Genomic DNA, 18,237 nt, shown 5'->3' on the forward strand with positions numbered 1-18,237 from the left:
GGGGACAGTTTAGATGGAAAGAAAACCTGTCCATGTCGCTATGTTTAGTGGGGGAGCGTCCAGTGCATATGTAGCCTATCAAATGGTACAAGCACATGGAAAAGAGAACTGTATCTTGTTCTTTACCAATACTCTTTGGGAAGATGAAGATAATTATAGATTCATGTATGAAGTTGCGGATTATATAGGAATTGATATTACTGAAAGAATAGATGGACGAACTCCAGAAGAAGTTTTTTATGATATTCGTTTTTTGGGAAATTCTAGACTTGCAAAATGCTCCGAAGAACTAAAAGTAAAACAAACGATGATATTTATTGAAGATGAACTGAGGAATGAACGTGGTCTTGAACCAATCTTATACTTTGGTATAGGACCACATGAGACACATCGTTCAGATAATCTTCGATCCTTTTACGAACATTTTCCGATCGAGCCGGTTGAAACTAGATTTCCGATGATCGAAACATTTAAAGAAGATATGAATGTTAAAAGAATCATAGAGGAAGATTGGGGTATCAAACTTCCAAGGATGTACGATTTAGGCTTCTCACATGCCAATTGTGCCGGTAGATGTGTTAGGGGTGGATTTCAGCATTATGCACAATTGTATCATGTATGGCCAGACCAATATGCTAAACAGGAAGAAATGGAAGAAAACTTTAGAAAACATTTTGAAAAGAATGTTTCTATCCTAAAAAAAGACGGTAAACCTTATACTTTAAAAGAATATCGAATGAAAATGGAACGTGAAGGTGTTCATAACTTCTTAAAACAAGTTGATGATACAGTTCCATGTGTTTGTTCATTTTCTTAAAACGGTGTACCATGAACATTTGGACTTATTAAATAGTAGAGGTCTGAGATTATAAACTCTCAGACCTTTACTATTTCAACTGCTAAGTCATTTAGTTTAAAACCTCTTCGTTTAATGATCTATTATGATTTTTAATGTATTGTTTTCAGTCGAATATTTAATGTCACACTCATCACAAATAGGCATTGGATTATTATACTTTAGGAGTTCCCAATCAGTTGGATGAAGTTTGATTCCGCATCTAATACAACATACTGGTTTTCTCATGTGAATAGCCTCCGTTGATTGATATCTTTCAGGGGTTAAATTCTGAAGCTATATACAATAAATTTATGCAATCCCTGCCTTCATCAACATCCCATCCAACGACCGTTCCATATTTCTCTCTAACCACTTTGCTGCTTCAATAAGTCTCTCAAGATCTGCTCCTGTTTCCGCAGTCATTCCTTTAAACATATTAACCATATCTTCTGTACATACATTACCTACGGCTTTTGGGGCAAATGGGCAGCCGCCTAATCCACCGATTGATGAATCGAAACGAGTAACACCTGCTTGATAGCCAGCGAGGATATTGGCTAGGCCAAGTCCACGTGTGTTGTGGAAGTGAAGTCCGAGTGTCAGGTCTTTGCCGAATTGTTTCTGAAAAGCTAATACTACGTTCTGCACCTGTAGGGGATTGGCCATTCCGGTCGTGTCTGCAAGTTTGATTTCGGTACACCCAGCTTTTAAGAAAGATTCCGCAACTTTCAACACTTTATTGAGTGGAACTTCTCCTTCAAACGGACATCCGAATGCTGTTCCGAGAACCCCGGCAACTCCTTTTGAAGCGGCACCTTCCTCAATGACCTTCGTCAGTTCCTCAACTGCCTGATCCACTGTTCGTTTTGCGTTTCGTAGATTAAAAGAGTCACTAGTCGTGGTGACGACATGTAGGAAATCGACGTCAGTATGTAACGCGCGTTCAAGACCTGATCGGCTAAGAACAAGTCCTGCATAACGCACATCGTCTCGGTTCGGAACAAGACGCATCACTTCTTCGGCATCCGCCATCTGTGGAACGACTTTTTTGTTCACGAATGATACGGCTTCAATGATTCGTATACCTGAGTCGATGAGCTTGTTAATGAGTTCAACCTTCGTTTCCGTGGAGACCAGCTTTGGTTCGTTCTGCAGCCCGTCGCGCGGTCCGACTTCACAGATTTCAATCATGAGTATCCTCCTTCAACACATGAATTTTTTTGATTTCCTCCAGATGGGCAAGTACTTGATCACGGCCTTGATAGATGTGCTCGGTCATGGCGACACGTGCACGTTCGGAATCCTGATTCTGAATCGCCGAAAGGATCGTTTTATGAACTTCTAAAGAACGCTTCAGCTCAAACTCGTTGTACCAATAGAATGAACGGAACACGAGGGGTACGACAACTACCTTTGATAGATGAAAGTAGATATGTGGGTTGTTACATGCAGAAATAATAGCTTCGTGAAACTGCTGGTTGAAGTTCACGATCTCTTTAATCGAATTTAAGTCTGCTTCCTTATAACGATTGATCGCTTCTTCATAACGGTCATTTGCTTCTTTCATCTTTTCGATATCCTCGTCTGTACGATGAAGTGCAGCCTGACTCGCTGCGTAACCTTCTAATAGAGTACGAAGATCATAGATTTGCTGAATATCTTCCCGTGTGAAATGGCGAACACTTACGCCGCGTTTAAGCGGAGTAACAAGACCTTCTGACTCGAGCTGCTTGATGGCTTCACGTATCGGTGTCCGGCTCAGCTTTAGTTCCTTCGCAAGAGACTCCTCTCCAAGCCTCATCCCAGGCTCGTATTTTCCGTGTATGATGGCTTCTTTTATATATTTATAGGCATCCATATAAACCACTCCTTAACTCGTATTGTATACAAACGGAAGATAAGTTGCAATAATTTTCTGACAATATATAATATAAATGACGTAAAATCAACGTTTAAAGAACGTTTTTAAAATAAAATTAAAATTACCCATTGACCTTTTGTATACAAAGCGTTAATTTGGTATAAAGATTAAGAAAATTATGATTCTTCTAAAAATAAGACAAACGGAGGGATAACATGTCCGATCAACTTCCTTTAGGTGATATTCGTGTCATTGAGCTGGGAACCCTTTTGGCCGGTCCTTTTTCCGGGAGGCTGTTAGCGGACTTTGGGGCAGAAGTGATCAAGGTGGAGCCGCCGGGTAAATCAGATCCGATGAGAAACTGGGGACAATCAAAAGACGGTGTTGGACTATGGTGGCCGATTCAGTCGCGTAATAAAAAGTCCATCACACTGAACTTGAGAGTAGAAGAAGGTCAGAACATCTTAAAAGAGATGGTGAAAGACGCGGACGTGATCATCGAGAACTTTCGTCCGGGAACGATGGAGAAGTGGAACCTTTCCTATGAAGAGTTATCTGCCATCAATCCGAAGCTCATCATGGTCCGGACCTCCGGATATGGACAGACGGGACCTTATAAACATCGCGCTGGTTTCGGAAGTGTCGGGGAAGCGATGGGGGGCCTTCGGAATGTCACTGGTTTTCCAGACCGTCCGCCGTCACGAATCGGAGTGTCAATTGGTGATACGCTTGCAGCACTTTTTTCAACGGTCGGCTGTTTAGTCGCACTGCATGAAAGAGAGCGTTCTGGAGTGGGGCAAGTCGTAGATACGGCGCTCTATGAATCGGTCTTTTCGGTCATGGAAAGTTTGATTCCGGATTATATGTTTGCCGGCTATATCAGGGAACGTATGGGGAACATCCTGCCGGGTGTCGCACCATCGAACATCTATTTTACGAAGGACAAGACATATATCGTGATCGGGGCAAATGCAGACGGTGTGTTCCGCCGATTATGTGAAGCAATGGGTCAGTCGTATCTTGCGGATGACCCAAGATTCTCTACACATCACGCTAGAGGCGAGAACATGAAAGTGCTTGATATGCTGATCGAGGATTGGACGAAATCGCTCGATGCGAAAGACGCACTAGAAATTTTAGATGAAAAAGGTGTACCATCCGGACTCATCTATACGGCAAAAGAAATCCTAGAAGATCCACATTATCAAGAACGCGAGATGATCGTGAATGTCGAGCATCCGGAGTTAGGTGAGTTCCCGATGCCGGGTATTGTACCGAAGCTTAGCCGTACACCAGGGAAAGTGAACCACGTTGGTCCTGAAGTGATGGGCAAGCATAACGATGAAGTGTATAGAAATTGGCTTGGATACAGTGAAGAGGAAGTAGAGAGGTTAAAAGAAGCGAGCGTTATCTAAATCGGAGGTGGGAAGAACGTGGGGAAGACACTTTACGATAAAATTTACGACATGCATATGGTCTACCAAGGAGAAGATCAGCCATCCATTCTGTATATCGATCTTCACCTCATTCATGAAGTAACGTCACCGCAGGCATTTGAAGGACTGCGGATGAACAACCGAGTAGTCAGTCGCCCAGATCGCACACTTGCGACGATGGACCATAGCATTCCTACAACAGACCGTTCACTTCCGTTTCGTGATGAAGTGGCGAAGAAACAGGTGAAGACCTTAGAAGAAAACTGCAGGGAGTTTGGGATCCAGCTGTTTGACCTCGAGAGCGAGAACCAAGGAATCGTCCATGTGATCGCACCTGAACTTGGCATCACACAGCCCGGTCAGACGATTGTATGCGGAGACAGTCATACGTCAACACATGGCGCGTTTGGAGCACTCGCTTTTGGAATCGGAACGAGTGAAGTGGAACACGTTTTAGCGACACAGACTCTAAAGCAGGATAAGGCGAAGACACTCACGATCAACATTACGGGTGAGCTCCCAAAAGGAACATCGGCTAAAGATTTAATTCTTTCTATCATCGGAAAGTACGGCCACGATTTTGCGACAGGTCACGTGATCGAATACAGAGGAGAAGTCATCCAAAACTTAACGATGGAAGAGAGAATGACGGTCTGCAACATGTCGATCGAGATGGGTGGACGCGCCGGATTGATTCAGCCTGATGACGTTACGTTTCACTATTTAAAGGATAAACAGTACGCTCCAAAAGGAGAACTGTGGGAAGAAGCCTTATCAGAATGGCGGTTATTGTACACAGATTATGATGCCGTTTTTGACCAAACCGTTGAATATGATGCTAGTGAAGTGGTGCCGCAAGTGACGTGGGGAACGAATCCTGGTCAAGGTGCCGGAATCACAGATGTCGTGCCATCACCAGAAGATTTGCCGATCAGCCAAAGAAAAGCCGCAGAGAAAGCTCTTCAGTATATGGGACTGGAATCAGGAACGCCGTTTGACTCAATAAAACTAGATAAAGTATTCATCGGGTCGTGTACGAACAGCCGGATTGAAGACCTCAGAAAAGCGGCTAAAATCGTAAGTGGTTACAGAGTGGCGGATTCCGTACATGCACTCGTCGTTCCAGGTTCACAGACTGTAAAACGTCAGGCTGAGGAAGAAGGTCTGGATCAAGTTTTTATTAAAGCTGGTTTTGATTGGCGTGAATCAGGATGTAGCATGTGCCTTGGGATGAACGAGGATATCGTGCTTGAAGGGGAGCGATGTGCTTCAACTTCAAACCGAAACTTTGAAGGCAGACAAGGAAAAGGAGCACGTACACATCTGGTGAGTCCGGAGATGGCAGCTGCTGCAGCGATCAAAGGACATTTTGTGGATGTAAGAAATTGGGTGACAAAAGAACGTGAGGAGGTGGGCTCTTGATGGAACCTTTTACTTCATTTACCGGAACGGCTGTACCGCTTGATGTGGATAACGTCGATACGGACGCCATCATTCCGAAGCAGTTTCTAAAACGAACCGAGCGAACAGGCTACGGGCAGTTTCTGTTCTATGACTGGCGATTTGAAAACGGAAATGAAAGACAAGATTTTATTCTGAACGAGGACCGTTATCAAGGAGCGTCTGTTCTGCTCGCGCGAAAGAACTTTGGATGCGGCTCGTCTCGTGAACATGCACCATGGGCTCTATCTGACTATGGTTTTCGGGTGATCATCGCCCCATCATTCGCAGACATCTTTTATAACAACTGTTTTAAGAATGGGATCCTGCCCATTGTTCTATCAGAGCAGGATTTGGATGAATTGTTTCAGCGAACGAATGAGAAGCGAGGATACCAGTTATCCGTTGATCTAGAGAGTCAAAGAGTGATAGATTCACATGGTTTTGAAGCGTATTTCGAGGTTACGCCATATCGGAAACGGCTCCTTCAAAAGGGTCTCGATGAGATCGGTTCAACATTGGAATTTCAGGATAAGATTAAGAGTTTTGAAGAACAGCACCGCATTTATTACACAATAGAAAAAAATGAAAAGGCTTCCATCTAAGGCTGTAGTGCATCATAGATTATCAGCTCCATAGAACTTATTTTTTTTAAGGAGGATATGATATGAAAACCAAGTCAGTAAAAGAACCCATCCGTAAAAAATGGATTTGGATTCTGTTGTTTATCAACGTTGTATTGATCGTTCCCTGGTATTTTCCGAAGGGGGCAGTTGAACCTTTTGTCTTTGGGTTCCCGCTCTGGGCATTTATCTCTACTTTTTTCACACTCATCATGGGAGCTTATCTAAGTTGGCTCTGTATCTCTCAATGGAACATCGTTGAGGAGGAAGAGGAAAACGCTAAGAGAAAGGAGGATGTGAAGCATGGATAACTTAGTTTTTGCCGGCATGGACGGCATTATCATCTTGAGTGTGTTCGCGATAGTGATGCTTGTAATTGGGTATTATTCTGGTAAAGGAGATACGGACCTTCATCATAGTCTATCAGGCTATTATTTAGCAGGACGAAATCTAGGTTTTATCGCACTGTTCTTCACCCTCTATGCGACTCAGTACAGCGGAAACACGATCGTCGGTTATGCACCGACTGGTTATCGGACAGGATTCTCGTGGCTGCAGTCGATCTCGTTTATGACGATCATCATCGGAATCTATCTCTTGTTTGCACCAAGACTTTATGTAGTGTCAAAGCGCCGGAACTTTGTAACGCCGACCGATTGGCTGGAGTTTCGTTTTAAATCGAAGGCGGTAACGTTGCTTAGTATCTTCTTGATGCTTTGGGGTCTAGGAAACTATCTATTGGAACAGCTGGTCGCGATCGGGCAAGCTGTTGCCGGAATGACAGGCGGTACTATTCCTTATGAGATTGCGGTTGTCGTTTTCGTTCTCGTCATGCTTGCCTATGAGTGGATGGGTGGTATGAAAGCCGTTGCGTTCACGGACGTTATGCAAGGTATTGTCCTAATGATTGGAATCTTCGTATTCTTGGCGGGTGCTCTGTACTTGGTTGGAGGGAATTTTGCTGAAGTAACGAGATACATTGCAGATAATGAACCTGCAAAACTCGGTGTACCGGCGATGGAAGTGTCGGTGAACTGGTTCAGTATGCTCGTGCTTGTCGGGCTCGGGGCTTCTATCTATCCGCATGCGGTTCAGCGTATCTATTCTGCTGAAAGTGAAAGAACGTTAAAGAAGTCTTTCGCTCGTATGGCGTGGATGCCGCCGATCACAACGGGTCTTGTGTTTGTTGTCGGGATCATCGGAATCATGCTTTTCCCGGGATTGGATACAGCCGGCTCTGAACAGTTAGTAGGGTTGATGGCGAATAAAATCGCTGCGATTAATGGATTTTATTATTGGATGATGATCATCTTCTTCGGTGGAATCGTTGCGGCGATTATCTCTACGGCAGACTCTGTGCTGCTGAGTTTTTCATCGATGTTATCAAACGATGTATACGGTAAGTTTGTAAATCCAGGAGCTACTGAACACAAGAAAGTAATGGTAGGGAAAATCGGTGGCATCATCGCGATCTTCTTCCTTTTAATGATTGCATGGAATCCTCCAGGAACTCTATATCAGATTTTTGTGTTAAAGTTTGAGCTCTTAGTGCAAGTATTCCCTGCGTTTGTTCTCGGTCTCTACTGGAAACGTCTTGCCGCAAAACCTGTGTTCTGGGGAATGCTTATAGGTGCTATCGTAGCAGGGTTGTTAACGTTAACCGGCTATAAGACGGTGTTCGGCATCCATGGCGGAGTGATCGGGCTTACGATAAACTTTGCCGTTTGTATTGTTGGCTCGATGCTAGTTACGGTCTCTGCTGAAAAATCATTGAAGAAGGACGAACTTGCAGTACTGGAGCTTGAAGCATAATACAATAGATAAAAAAGAGTTGAAGCTGACATGGCAAATTTGAGTTTGAGCGTTAAGCGTAGTCGTCTTGAGCCGCATTGGCAGATGCTGATCTGGCTCTTGATTGTTCAAATATTGGTTGCCTTTGTAGGACGCGGACTTGTCCCGCTTGGGGTTTTGATTGGAGCAGATCTGTCGCTGACTAAAGCTCAAATCGGCATGCTTCCGGCGGGTCTCTTTTTAGGACAGGCATTGGCTTCCATCCCGGCGGGTTTCTTAGTGGACCGGCTCGGATCCCGGAAACTACTTCTTGCTCTGTCCTTGTGTTTAGGGGTTGGGTTCATGTTCTCGACCTTTTTTACACATTTCTGGTCGATGCTCATATTCGTGGTCATCGGCGGGGTTGGATATGGAGCCATGCACCCGGTATCGAACAGAGGAATCATCTATTGGTTCACTCAAACACAGCGAGGCACTGCGATGGGAATCAAACAGATGGGCGTCACGCTCGGATCTGCATTATCGGCCGTGATCCTGCTGCCTATCGCAGTATCTTATGGCTGGCGGACAGCTGTAATCGGCGCAGCCTTGCTCTTGATTCTGATCGGAGTTATATCTTTTTTTCAATACCGCGATTCAGAGTCCGCACCACAAGGGAGAAGTGATCAGCGGCTGTCTTTTTTTTATAAATCGATGTGGAAAATGATTCAGAACAAACCTCTCTTGCTTGTAAGTCTAAGTGCACTCGGACTGAACGGAGCGCAGATGTGCCTGAACACGTATCTCGTGCTCTTTGCTTACGAGAAAATGGGAATATCGCTGTTTTTGTCGGGTTTATTGCTCGTAATATCAGAAGCATGCGGTTCGTTTGGAAGGGTCGCGTGGGGTGTGATCAGTGACAGAATTTTTTACGGGGAACGTGTGATTATTGTCATAGTGATCGTCATTATTTCTGCACTGTCGAGCAGTACCTTGGCATTGTTGCCTGAACATACGCCGTTTGGATTGCTTGTTCCGATCATCGCAGTCTTTGGGTTTGCGGTTTCCGGGTTCAACGGCATCTGGATGAACCTGGCGAGTGAACTCGTTCCGCCTGAACAAGCCGGGATTTCGAGTGGGTTAAGCATTACGATCGGGTCACTTGGGGTCATTGCCGCTCCGCCTGTCTTCGGCTTTATGGTGGATTTGAACGGCAGCTACACATCAGGCTGGTTTTTTATCACAGGAATGTTATGTATCGTTTTTGCGATTCTACTAGTTTTGTTAAGTGTTAATAAAAAGAGAAAAGCGAGGGTGAGTGAACGTGCAATTTGATCCGAAAGAGCTGTCAGAAAAGGATGTATACAAACTATTGATTGGCTCAGTCGTGCCAAGACCGATCGCCTGGGTATCGACCATTTCAATAGAGGGAGTGGTCAACCTGGCACCGTTCAGCTTTTTTAACGTAGCCTCGAGAAACCCTCCTATGCTTTGTATATCGATTGGACCTGGAGTGGGAGAAAGAGAAGGAACGGAAAAAGATACACTCGTAAACATACGGAATCAAAAAGAGTTCGTTATCAATGTGGTCCCGTCATCCTTGGGGAATGAGATGCAGAAAACATCTGAGAACCTCCCGAGTGACGTGGATGAATTTGAAGCAGCAGGACTCACAACATTGGACAGCACGATTGTAAAACCAAAGCGCGTTAAAGAAGCGCCGATCCAGATGGAGTGTCAGTTAGAGCAGGTCATTCAGCTGGGCAGCGATCACTTGGTGATTGGAAGAATGGTTCGATATCATATCAATGACGACTATTATCTTGGTAATTATAAAGTAGATCTAGAAAAATTGCAGCCGCTCGGAAGATTTGCAGGGAACTATAGCGAGAGTACGAAATTCTTTTCGTTGCCTAGATAAAAATCAAGCTTAAAGGGGAAAAAACCTCTTTAAGCTTTTTTTATGTTAAAACTGTTAAGTGATTAACATCGTAACTATATTATTCTATTAAAATCCACTATACTTAAAGAAAATAAGTTGAATAGGAGGTTGCAGCATTGCGGGAAAAGATTACGGAACAGACGAAAAAGTTACAGCAATCAAATGGCGGTCATATCTTTTATGAATATCAGAGTGAAGAATTCTATATTCAAAACACCGTCTCCTATATCATCGCGGGGATCGAACAAGGAGATCATGTCATCGTAATCGAGAACGACAGAGTTTATCCAATGATTGAAAGACAGCTGCGGAACGAACTGAAAAACGAAGATTTTGAGAAAGTTCATCGCGTGAACAATTTTGATTTCTATTGTTTTAAAGGGGATTTTAATTCCGCTACAATCATCTCTTACTTTAAAAAGTTTGTTGAACCCTTCATAAATCAAAAAGTTTCCATTCGAACGTGGGCTCATGTGGAATGGGCGAATCAGGAACAAATCACGTATTACGTCGGTGAGTATGAAAAGGAAGTAGATAAGACGGTCATTGAGTTCGGGACGACTTCGGTTTGTGCCTATGATGAAAGGCGTGTACCTCCGCACTTGAGACAGACATTGTTGAGCTGTCACCGGTACTATATGACCGACGAGGATTTGCTTTGTATCTCTAAGGAATTGAGACCGGTGCAATGTGTATAAAATCATACACCACGAGAATCATCATGATTATTCCATTTTAAAAAGGAGAGCGGGAAGATGGATGTATTCGTAAGTCAGTATGATTGGATTCAACGTTCAAGGGAAATATTATTTCGTTATTGTGAAACGATGTCCCCTGAGGATTATGTGAAAGAGCTAGATAGCTTTGGCGGAGATTCTGTTCGCAGCCTGCATGTTCATGTAGTAAATTGCTACCGAGGATGGCTTGGGGATCGTGCGCTTGGAAAACCACTTGCCGAAATAACGCCAGAATCTGTTCGCACCGTGCAAGAAATGCGTGAACTTTTTAAAGAAACAGATGCTCTGATTCATGAGTTTCTGAATAGATTTAAAGGAAACTGGAATGAGTCCATTCAAGTAACCTTTAGGAGTGGTGCTAGCGCAGAATTCACTGCACTATGGCTTTATACGCATACAACAACTCACGAATTTCATCACAAAGGACAAATTGTAAAGATAGGCCGGCAACTCGGGTATATCCCGCCAGAGACGGACCTCATTGAACCTGAAATTCAAGTTGTACAAAAGTAAAAGATACTAGGCTGAAAAAGAATATAGCTTTACAAACAGCCATCTAATCGGGGTAATTCTTATTCAATATTCGACTGCATTTCTTCAAGAAGGAGAAATGCTTTTTTTATGGAATAAATGATTTTAGAAATTGTGTATCTACATTCATGGTTAGGAGAGGTTTGCTTGAATCATCAAATATTTTTAGATTTCCCTGTATTAGAGAACAATCGAATAAAGCTGCTGCCTTTACAAATCGAACATGCTAAAGATTTATTTCATATTAATTCACTTGAAGTATGGGATTTCATGCTAAAAAAAGTTAAAGAAGAGTCAGATATGGTTGAGAATGTAGCCAGTAAAATAAAGCTGAGAGAACAAATGAAGGCATTACCTTTTGTGGTCATTCTCAAGGATACTAATGAAGTTGTGGGCACTACTAGTCTATATGAGATAGATTTTAACCATAAATCGTGTGAGTTAGGCGCAACTTGGTATGCACCTAAATTTCAACGGACATTTGTAAACTCTGCTTGTAAGTATTTACTTCTGCAATATTGTTTTGAGGAATTAGGGTTTATAAGGGTGCAGTTCAAAACAGATGAACGGAACATCCGCTCACAAAAAGCTATAGAACGACTGGGTGCTGTAAGAGAGGGAGTTCTGAGGAATGAGAAGATCCTTGAAGATGGATTTATAAGAAATACCGTTCTTTATTCCATTATTAAGGATGATTGGGGTACTATAAAACAAAGATTCAAAGATAAAGAAGAATCATATATCTCTAGCTAATAAAGGTTTACAATTCTTAGTAAAAAAAGAGACTGAATCAAAAATGCAGAAACCTTGAAGCCAACGGTATTATGGTTATTCACCTACACCATGACACACGAGTTCCACCATAAAGAGCAGATTGTAAAGATAGGCAGACAGCTTGGTTATAACCCGCCGGAAACAGACCTTATTGAACCTGAAGTTCAGTTTTTACAAAAATAAAACTAGGTTGAAAAAATCAAAAAAGTTCTCTTGAATAATGCAAAAAAGAGCAAAGAAATCTTTGCTCTTTTTAAGTTACTCACTTGCTTTGACTTGTAATGGAGGGGGTACTAACCAACCTTTTTCTTTATTCAACTTTAGCATTTTAGCACCAAATTGTGCTTTTGCTAAATGAAATTGTCCGTACATAACTCCAATGTCTTCACGAATGCTTTGTCCGATCATAGAACTGCAAGCCACAAGTCCAGCTGCTACATCTTTTGATACTGAAGCACTGATTTCAGGATCAAGGAATCTTGCACCTGGTGGAATATCTTCTAATTTAGCTACTGGACGCTCAGGTGGAGCAGGTGGTAAACCAATGCCATTTGCTTTTAGTAACTCTTCAATTTGCTTATTCTCATTTTTAAGTCCCTCAATCGCTTCTTCAACCAACTTTTTTAGATTACTATCGCCTGTGTGATTAACATATACTTGGTATCCAGCAATCATTCCGTGGTTTGTTAGTAGATGTGTCCAAGCTCCATATATTTCTCCATAGTGCATTGGCTCATCTTTTGGATTCCCACTTAAGATTCCCATAACAACACTCCTAATATTTTGTTTGAGATTCATTTACTTTCTCCTTTTATAGAAAAACGTAACAAAAGATAGTATGGGAATTATTTTCTCTTTTATACTCAGTGGGAATTTAAATGAAAAAACGATTGGGTGAATAACAAGCGTGGTCATGTACGTTAGGTCACTGATTTATGGTGTTAAAGTACTCCAATTAATAAAAGAGACTGAATTAAAAATGCGGGAATGCTTGCATTTTAATTCGTCTCTTTCTCTTTATTTTTCTTCCTCAACCAGATGTTTCAGCATAGACAGCTTGTTCTCCCAGAACTTCTCGTAATAGGAAAGCCACTGCTTCACTTCAGTCAGCGGTTCAGGATGCAGCTGGTAGATCTTTTCGCGGCCTTCTTTCCGACCAGAGATCAGCTCAGCTTCTGTTAAGATATTCAGATGCTTTGTTACAGCGGTTCGGCTCATTGAAAAGTGTGACGTGATCTCTGAGATCGGCCGTTCACTTTCTGCGAGCAGCCGTAGGACTTCGCGTCTTGTAGGATCAGCGATCGCTTTAAAGACATCATGTTTTTCAGCAGATGCTGCCACTTAACTCTCAACTACCTTTTTCAGTCTTTCATGGACAATGCCAACCCAGCCGCCGTTCATGCGGTCACGAATAACTGAACTCTTCTCGCCTGCCTTGCCAACAATCGCATCTTCGTCTTTCCATCCGCCATGAATGAGAGTGAACTCTGTCTGGTCACCTTGTTCTTTTAATAAAAAGGTAACTACCCAGCCATCTGTATCCCAACTAAAAGAAAGCTTGTGTGGTTCATCGATCATGAGCACTTTACACGGTGATGGCCCAAAAGGGGACTGGATATGAAACTCGTGTCCTTCAATCGCCTTAAAGTCGTTCGGCATGAACCAAGATGACATGCCTTCAGCTGTGGATACAGAGTCCCACACTTTTTGAATTGGTGCGTTAAATACTACGGTTTGTTTAATATCCTGTAATGCTGCCATATGTTCATCTCCTCAATTATATATAACCATTTGGTTTCATGTTTAGAATATAACACCTTTTGGTTACGTGTCAATATAAAGGGATATATTACCTTTTTGGAGAAATACACTTTTATTGAATTTTTTTGGAGGAAGCTCATGAAGCATGTTGTAACATTTCTTTTATTCATTACCATACTATCTTTGTTAACATCCTGCAGAAGTACATTTGGAGATTGTACACCGGTGGAAGCTAAATGGGCGGATACGTTGATGATTAATGATATCCATTACCAGCATGATTTTCCTGATCCTGATGATAAGGAAGAAGTACTAGTGGAAAAAGGGAAGCTCCTTGGTGAAGTGAAGTATAAGATGGCGGGTGACGTGTGCGAAGGTTATCAGATGAAAAATAACGACGCGACGCTGCTTGAAGAAGGTACAAAGATTTATGCTATCAAGGATATTCCACCGTCACTTGCTGTAGTGACTTATAACAAAGATGTCTTATCGGCGAGTAGAGTATTTGTCGTGGATCGAAATGAAAAAGCCAAAACGATCGGAGAGCTTTATCCGATACAAGGCTTAGTGAAAGACATCCATATTGAAAGTACGCTAGATGGCAGGAGAATCCATACGTTTACTCCTTCATCCACAGAGGCGTTTCTGAAGGAATGGCTCCCACTCAAGCTGCAAGATCCCCAGAAGTTAGATAATAAATGGGATGAGAATAAAATGATTTTCTTGGAGTTTGAGTTAACGAACGGCATCACCTTTAGACAATCGTATGATCTGGATTCCAAAGTCTTTCATTCGGGTGCAGTTGGAAATGAAGCAATCGCTGACATTATTAAGAAGGAATATGCTTCTATAGATTAAACACATGAATCGAGGTCGAAAAAAAGAAAGGACCACCATTCCTCAACGTAGGACTGGTGGTCTGTTTTTGTTATCAATCAATTTCCCATAGCCTAAGGCAGATAATGCTTGCTTTAGATTCCCATTGGTCTGGACATCGCGCATATTTATTCCGAACGAAGAAGCAGTTAGCGCAATCTCTGGACGGATTCCGGTGACAATGACCCGTACACCGAGAAGGCGCAACGAATCGATCAGTAAGAATATACTCTGAAGCACTTCAGGTGTTAAGGTGTGAACCCCTGACAAGTCGATCACAAGTGAAAATATTTTATTTTCCACACAACGCTCCAGCGTTCTGATCTGGAGAATCTGTGCCCGCTCATGGTCAATTTCACCTATTAATGGCAGGACACCTATTCCATCAAAAAGAGGAACGATTGGTGCTGATAACTCATGAAGTGCTTGATTTTTTTCATTGACGATCATCTGATGATTTTTCACATACGTCTCACTAAAAGTATGTGAGGCGAAGTCCAGATTTATATCAATATTTTTGATGACACACATAACATCTTTGACAGAAAAAGATTCTATTATGGCAAGGTCTTCAATTAATATTAGTATTTCTTTTCTAATAAAAGGCAGCGGCTGCATGGCTACATCCAGTGATTGTCCGTAATCTACAGCATACAATGCGGTCTGTTCAGCCCAGTTCATCAATACAATTTCAGCCTGATCACCTTCGAGTGTTAAGGTTGATCCGAGCAGCTTTATAAATTCTTGAATATAAGCCAAAGATTGTTTCCGATCATGAGGCAGACCTGACATTTGCGGGTGCCTGTCAAAACGCTGAGCTAAGATTTTATTAGATAATAGGGGTGCTTGTTCTACTAAAGCTTGTCCGACTTTTACAAACGCTTCTTTTTTAAGTTCCATTTTCAATAGCCTCCAATAAGAATAAGGATGGTTACGTATGACAAAGAGATGAACTTGTTATGAAATGGAACAATGAAGATTGTTTTTATATTAAAAATTCAATACAAGAAACATTTGTCCTTCTTTTGTTTGTGCGATTTTCCTTTTTCCTATTTTATGGGGGCTTCTTCATGTAAAAATTCTTTTATTTAATCATTGAACAACCTTAACAGTAACTAAACACTTCCTCCAAATTGAGTTGGTACGCTATCAGTGGTAAACCAGTACATAACATGGAGGGGTTTGGAATGAGTTCAAAACAAGTAAATCGTCGTGATTTTATTAAGATTGGCGGAGCGAGTACGCTTGCGTTAACAATTGGCTCGCTTGGTGACACAACTTCACTCTTTACCAAAGCAGCACATGCTGATAGTCATGAAGAAAAAGTTCTTCGATTCCATTCAAACGGTAAGTTCAAGGTCGTTCAGTTCAATGATACACAAGATGATGAACGCATTGACCGCCGTACGCTAGAGCTTATGGGAAAAGTGCTGGATGCAGAGAAACCTGACTTTGTTGTATTGAATGGTGACAATATTACTGGCGGATGTGATACACCTCTTGAGATGAAGCAGGCGATGAACAATATTGCCCAGCCTATGGAAAAGCGCGGAATCAAGTGGGCCGTTACGTTTGGCAACCACGATGAAGATTCTACGCAAAAAAGCGGTATTGATGAAAGTGAAATGCTGAATTTTTATCGTTCGTACAAACATAATTTGAACGATAAAGGAGCAAATATTACAGGAACAGGAAACATGAACTTACTCATTTGGGATGCACAGGGAAAGAAAGCAGTGTTCAACTTATGGCTGTTGGACGCAGGAAGATATGCACCTAAAACGATTGCCGGACAAGACTTTGAAGGTTATCCGACATGGGACTGGCTTCGATTTGACCAAGTAAGCTGGTATAATGAAACGACTCAAAGAATTGAGAACAGGTTTGGATATAAAGTGCCTTCCCTCATGTTCATACATATTCCATTATGGGAGCACCGTTATATGTGGTATGCGAGCGTTGACAGCCGGACGGAAGCGGATCATTCCCGTGCAGTGGAAAAGCATCAGATCACGGGTGAAAGAAACGAAGATGAGTGTCCGGGACCGTTCAACAGCGGTTTGTTTTCGGCCATGCAGCATAGAGGAGACGTTAAAGGAGTTTTCTGCGGACATGATCATATCAATACGTATGCTGGAAACTATTACGGCATCATGCTCGGTTATAGCGGAAGCACAGGATTTGGCGCATACGGACTCCCAGGTGCTGAGAAGAACAGACTTCGCGGGGCAAGAGTGTTCAATCTTGATTTGAATAACGAGAACGTTCTATCCGATACGCACATGGTGTTCGCCAAGGATTATGGGATCGACCTGACAGCAAATGATCAGAGTATAGATCCAGCACCGATTGAAGAAAAAAGAAAAGGTAAGAATATAATCGAAGTTTAATAGACGAAAAGCCCGAGATAATAATCTCAGGCTTTTTCTTTTTTGTTGAAAATATAAGAATTTCTAAATATTTTGAAAATTTATGACGAAAAAGGTAGACTTACATAAAATGTCATGGTAACATCTTACTATATAGTACAACTTAAGGGGTATTTTGTACTATAAAAATTAAATAGGAGGTTAAATGGGGTAGTTGATAGTTTAGTTGGTAAATTAAAAAACAAAAACTGAAACGCAGGAGGAAATTAATGAAATTAACAATGACGCATGAGAAGGTTAAGGATTACGAGATCAACGGTGACACAATGGCAATCGTTCCATTTATCAATGAGAAAGGTGCTGTGTGTTCGGAAGTGTATGAACGTGAAGCAGTAATCCTGGTCGAAAAGAAACCTTTTCGCATCATCAAAGATAACTGCCTGTACTATGGTGGTTCCTATGATGGAAAGAAGGAAGCAGCACGCATTAATATGGGCAAGATGTGCTTTGCTCCCATTATGATCGACTCAAAGCTTGACCTGTATTTTTTTCCAATCCAATCACCACGAAATGATACCTGCATATGGCTTGCACAGCCGCACATCCGAAGAATTGATAGGACTGGTCATAAGCGTGCCAGCGTTATTTTTTCAAACGGCATGGATTTGCCCATCGCTAATACCCGCGCTTCCTTAGTAGGAAAACTCCATCGAGCAGCTCAATACAGAAGTGTTCTTGTTAATCGAACAAATGACAGAGAACGAGAACGAGAAAGAGATCGTGACCCGGTCCTTACATAGAACTTAAATTATGTAAAAAGCGCCTGATGCGAAGTGTATCAGGCGTTTTTGCATGTTATGAATTGTTCACATTTGAGAATTCAAATAGCAAAATGAATTACAACTCGCTATTTCTCCCAAAGCTCGACCAGTCGACCTTCAGGATCTTCAATCCAAATAAACTTTCCGAATTCACTAATCTCTTTTTTCTTTACAAGAGGAACACCAATTTGTTCAAGATACTTAATAGTCTCGTTTAGATTATGTACTTGGAAATTTAACATCACTTGTTGTTCAGTTGGAAAATAATTGTTATCCTCGGTAAAGAAAGAAAAGATAGTTTCATTTCCTAATTGGGGTTTTATCACAGCCCCATTCCAATTTTCTATTTCAATCTTTAACACTTCACTGTACCATTTTTTTACAACTTCGAGATTTTTAGTCCTCCAAAATATTCCTCCGAAACCTTTTATCATCTTATCTAACTCCTGTCTGTCATC

General features: G+C 41.9%; 22 protein-coding genes. 15 read left to right on the plus strand and 7 right to left on the minus strand.

Annotated elements, in window-relative coordinates:
* Positions 1 to 13: 13 nt before the first annotated feature.
* Positions 14 to 817 carry a hypothetical protein gene (locus tag ACFQ4X_RS03280; protein ID WP_379833134.1) on the plus strand — a complete coding sequence of 268 codons (804 nt, stop codon included), beginning with the start codon at positions 14 to 16 and terminating at the stop codon, positions 815 to 817.
* A gap of 330 nt (positions 818 to 1,147) precedes the next feature.
* On the opposite strand, the gene ACFQ4X_RS03285 is transcribed toward ACFQ4X_RS03280, so the two are convergent.
* Positions 1,148 to 2,029: a hydroxymethylglutaryl-CoA lyase gene (locus tag ACFQ4X_RS03285; RefSeq protein ID WP_379833135.1), complete on the minus strand. Its 882-nt coding sequence runs from the start codon at positions 2,027 to 2,029 to the stop codon at positions 1,148 to 1,150.
* Positions 2,022 to 2,696: a GntR family transcriptional regulator gene (locus ACFQ4X_RS03290; protein WP_379833136.1), complete on the minus strand. Its 675-nt coding sequence runs from the start codon at positions 2,694 to 2,696 to the stop codon at positions 2,022 to 2,024. The genes ACFQ4X_RS03285 and ACFQ4X_RS03290 overlap by 8 nt, the downstream gene beginning before the upstream one ends.
* A 218-nt stretch (positions 2,697 to 2,914) precedes the next feature.
* Between ACFQ4X_RS03290 and ACFQ4X_RS03295 the strand changes: the two genes are divergently transcribed.
* From ACFQ4X_RS03295 to ACFQ4X_RS03345, 11 genes are all read left to right on the plus strand, one after another.
* Complete coding sequence (locus tag ACFQ4X_RS03295; protein WP_379833137.1) at positions 2,915 to 4,114, plus strand: CaiB/BaiF CoA transferase family protein; 1,200 nt, start codon at positions 2,915 to 2,917, stop codon at positions 4,112 to 4,114.
* 18 nt (positions 4,115 to 4,132) lie between these two features.
* Entirely contained in the window at positions 4,133 to 5,557 is a 1,425-nt protein-coding gene (gene leuC, locus ACFQ4X_RS03300; protein WP_379833138.1) for a 3-isopropylmalate dehydratase large subunit, read from the plus strand.
* Entirely contained in the window at positions 5,557 to 6,180 is a 624-nt protein-coding gene (gene leuD, locus ACFQ4X_RS03305; RefSeq protein ID WP_379837016.1) for a 3-isopropylmalate dehydratase small subunit, read from the plus strand. The genes leuC and leuD overlap by 1 nt, the downstream gene beginning before the upstream one ends.
* A gap of 62 nt (positions 6,181 to 6,242) precedes the next feature.
* On the plus strand, positions 6,243 to 6,509 hold the full coding sequence (locus tag ACFQ4X_RS03310) for a hypothetical protein (protein ID WP_066287847.1): 267 nt from the start codon (positions 6,243 to 6,245) through the stop codon (positions 6,507 to 6,509).
* The gene (locus ACFQ4X_RS03315; protein WP_379833139.1) at positions 6,502 to 8,010 is read left to right on the plus strand and encodes a sodium:solute symporter family protein; all 1,509 of its coding nucleotides are present in this window, start codon (positions 6,502 to 6,504) and stop codon (positions 8,008 to 8,010) included. The genes ACFQ4X_RS03310 and ACFQ4X_RS03315 overlap by 8 nt, the downstream gene beginning before the upstream one ends.
* A 30-nt stretch (positions 8,011 to 8,040) precedes the next feature.
* Entirely contained in the window at positions 8,041 to 9,303 is a 1,263-nt protein-coding gene (locus ACFQ4X_RS03320) for an MFS transporter (protein ID WP_379833140.1), read from the plus strand.
* The gene (locus tag ACFQ4X_RS03325) at positions 9,293 to 9,889 is read left to right on the plus strand and encodes a flavin reductase family protein (protein ID WP_379833141.1); all 597 of its coding nucleotides are present in this window, start codon (positions 9,293 to 9,295) and stop codon (positions 9,887 to 9,889) included. Before ACFQ4X_RS03320 ends, ACFQ4X_RS03325 begins: the two co-directional genes overlap by 11 nt.
* Before the next feature lie 137 nt (positions 9,890 to 10,026).
* The gene (locus ACFQ4X_RS03330; protein WP_379833142.1) at positions 10,027 to 10,608 is read left to right on the plus strand and encodes an MEDS domain-containing protein; all 582 of its coding nucleotides are present in this window, start codon (positions 10,027 to 10,029) and stop codon (positions 10,606 to 10,608) included.
* A 57-nt stretch (positions 10,609 to 10,665) separates the two neighbouring features.
* A complete protein-coding gene (locus ACFQ4X_RS03335) occupies positions 10,666 to 11,160 on the plus strand; it encodes a DinB family protein (protein ID WP_379833143.1) in 495 nt (164 codons plus the stop codon).
* A 165-nt stretch (positions 11,161 to 11,325) separates the two neighbouring features.
* Positions 11,326 to 11,931, plus strand: coding sequence for a GNAT family N-acetyltransferase (locus tag ACFQ4X_RS03340; protein WP_379833144.1), 606 nt, complete (start codon positions 11,326 to 11,328; stop codon positions 11,929 to 11,931).
* Positions 11,932 to 11,985: 54 nt separating this feature from the next.
* Positions 11,986 to 12,135, plus strand: a complete 150-nt coding sequence (locus ACFQ4X_RS03345; RefSeq protein WP_379833145.1) for a DinB family protein — start codon at positions 11,986 to 11,988, stop codon at positions 12,133 to 12,135.
* Positions 12,136 to 12,210: 75 nt separating this feature from the next.
* Here the strand turns inward: ACFQ4X_RS03345 and ACFQ4X_RS03350 are convergent, their stop codons facing one another.
* From ACFQ4X_RS03350 to ACFQ4X_RS03360, 3 genes are all read right to left on the minus strand, one after another.
* On the minus strand, positions 12,211 to 12,717 hold the full coding sequence (locus tag ACFQ4X_RS03350; protein WP_379837018.1) for a DUF3231 family protein: 507 nt from the start codon (positions 12,715 to 12,717) through the stop codon (positions 12,211 to 12,213).
* A gap of 252 nt (positions 12,718 to 12,969) precedes the next feature.
* A complete protein-coding gene (locus ACFQ4X_RS03355; RefSeq protein WP_379833146.1) occupies positions 12,970 to 13,293 on the minus strand; it encodes an ArsR/SmtB family transcription factor in 324 nt (107 codons plus the stop codon).
* The gene (locus tag ACFQ4X_RS03360) at positions 13,294 to 13,713 is read right to left on the minus strand and encodes an SRPBCC family protein (protein ID WP_379833147.1); all 420 of its coding nucleotides are present in this window, start codon (positions 13,711 to 13,713) and stop codon (positions 13,294 to 13,296) included.
* A gap of 138 nt (positions 13,714 to 13,851) precedes the next feature.
* Between ACFQ4X_RS03360 and ACFQ4X_RS03365 the strand changes: the two genes are divergently transcribed.
* Positions 13,852 to 14,571, plus strand: a complete 720-nt coding sequence (locus ACFQ4X_RS03365) for a hypothetical protein (RefSeq protein ID WP_379833148.1) — start codon at positions 13,852 to 13,854, stop codon at positions 14,569 to 14,571.
* Between the two features lie 42 nt (positions 14,572 to 14,613).
* On the opposite strand, the gene ACFQ4X_RS03370 is transcribed toward ACFQ4X_RS03365, so the two are convergent.
* The gene (locus tag ACFQ4X_RS03370; RefSeq protein ID WP_379833149.1) at positions 14,614 to 15,489 is read right to left on the minus strand and encodes an STAS domain-containing protein; all 876 of its coding nucleotides are present in this window, start codon (positions 15,487 to 15,489) and stop codon (positions 14,614 to 14,616) included.
* Between the two features lie 287 nt (positions 15,490 to 15,776).
* Between ACFQ4X_RS03370 and ACFQ4X_RS03375 the strand changes: the two genes are divergently transcribed.
* Both ACFQ4X_RS03375 and ACFQ4X_RS03380 read left to right on the plus strand, forming a co-directional pair.
* A complete protein-coding gene (locus ACFQ4X_RS03375) occupies positions 15,777 to 16,979 on the plus strand; it encodes a metallophosphoesterase family protein (protein WP_379833150.1) in 1,203 nt (400 codons plus the stop codon).
* A gap of 248 nt (positions 16,980 to 17,227) precedes the next feature.
* A complete protein-coding gene (locus ACFQ4X_RS03380; RefSeq protein WP_379833151.1) occupies positions 17,228 to 17,758 on the plus strand; it encodes a competence protein ComK in 531 nt (176 codons plus the stop codon).
* Positions 17,759 to 17,865: 107 nt separating this feature from the next.
* Here ACFQ4X_RS03380 and ACFQ4X_RS03385 read toward each other — a convergent pair whose 3' ends face one another.
* Entirely contained in the window at positions 17,866 to 18,213 is a 348-nt protein-coding gene (locus ACFQ4X_RS03385) for a VOC family protein (RefSeq protein WP_379833152.1), read from the minus strand.
* Between the last annotated feature and the right edge of the window lie 24 nt (positions 18,214 to 18,237).

This window comes from Fictibacillus halophilus (assembly GCF_042680145.1).
GTDB classification, from domain to species: domain Bacteria; phylum Bacillota; class Bacilli; order Bacillales; family Fictibacillaceae; genus Fictibacillus; species Fictibacillus halophilus_A.

Coding starts and splice junctions, on each gene's coding strand:
- ACFQ4X_RS03315 (WP_379833139.1), top strand. CDS start 6,502: ATGGATAACTTAGTTTTTGCCGGCATGGACGGCATTATCATCTTGAGT.
- ACFQ4X_RS03385 (WP_379833152.1), bottom strand. CDS start 18,213: ATGATAAAAGGTTTCGGAGGAATATTTTGGAGGACTAAAAATCTCGAA.
- ACFQ4X_RS03285 (WP_379833135.1), bottom strand. CDS start 2,029: ATGATTGAAATCTGTGAAGTCGGACCGCGCGACGGGCTGCAGAACGAA.
- ACFQ4X_RS03360 (WP_379833147.1), bottom strand. CDS start 13,713: ATGGCAGCATTACAGGATATTAAACAAACCGTAGTATTTAACGCACCA.
- ACFQ4X_RS03320 (WP_379833140.1), top strand. CDS start 8,041: ATGGCAAATTTGAGTTTGAGCGTTAAGCGTAGTCGTCTTGAGCCGCAT.
- ACFQ4X_RS03295 (WP_379833137.1), top strand. CDS start 2,915: ATGTCCGATCAACTTCCTTTAGGTGATATTCGTGTCATTGAGCTGGGA.
- ACFQ4X_RS03280 (WP_379833134.1), top strand. CDS start 14: ATGGAAAGAAAACCTGTCCATGTCGCTATGTTTAGTGGGGGAGCGTCC.
- ACFQ4X_RS03370 (WP_379833149.1), bottom strand. CDS start 15,489: ATGGAACTTAAAAAAGAAGCGTTTGTAAAAGTCGGACAAGCTTTAGTA.
- ACFQ4X_RS03335 (WP_379833143.1), top strand. CDS start 10,666: ATGGATGTATTCGTAAGTCAGTATGATTGGATTCAACGTTCAAGGGAA.
- ACFQ4X_RS03365 (WP_379833148.1), top strand. CDS start 13,852: ATGAAGCATGTTGTAACATTTCTTTTATTCATTACCATACTATCTTTG.
- ACFQ4X_RS03290 (WP_379833136.1), bottom strand. CDS start 2,696: ATGGATGCCTATAAATATATAAAAGAAGCCATCATACACGGAAAATAC.
- ACFQ4X_RS03375 (WP_379833150.1), top strand. CDS start 15,777: ATGAGTTCAAAACAAGTAAATCGTCGTGATTTTATTAAGATTGGCGGA.
- ACFQ4X_RS03380 (WP_379833151.1), top strand. CDS start 17,228: ATGAAATTAACAATGACGCATGAGAAGGTTAAGGATTACGAGATCAAC.
- leuD (WP_379837016.1), top strand. CDS start 5,557: ATGGAACCTTTTACTTCATTTACCGGAACGGCTGTACCGCTTGATGTG.
- ACFQ4X_RS03310 (WP_066287847.1), top strand. CDS start 6,243: ATGAAAACCAAGTCAGTAAAAGAACCCATCCGTAAAAAATGGATTTGG.
- ACFQ4X_RS03350 (WP_379837018.1), bottom strand. CDS start 12,717: ATGGGAATCTTAAGTGGGAATCCAAAAGATGAGCCAATGCACTATGGA.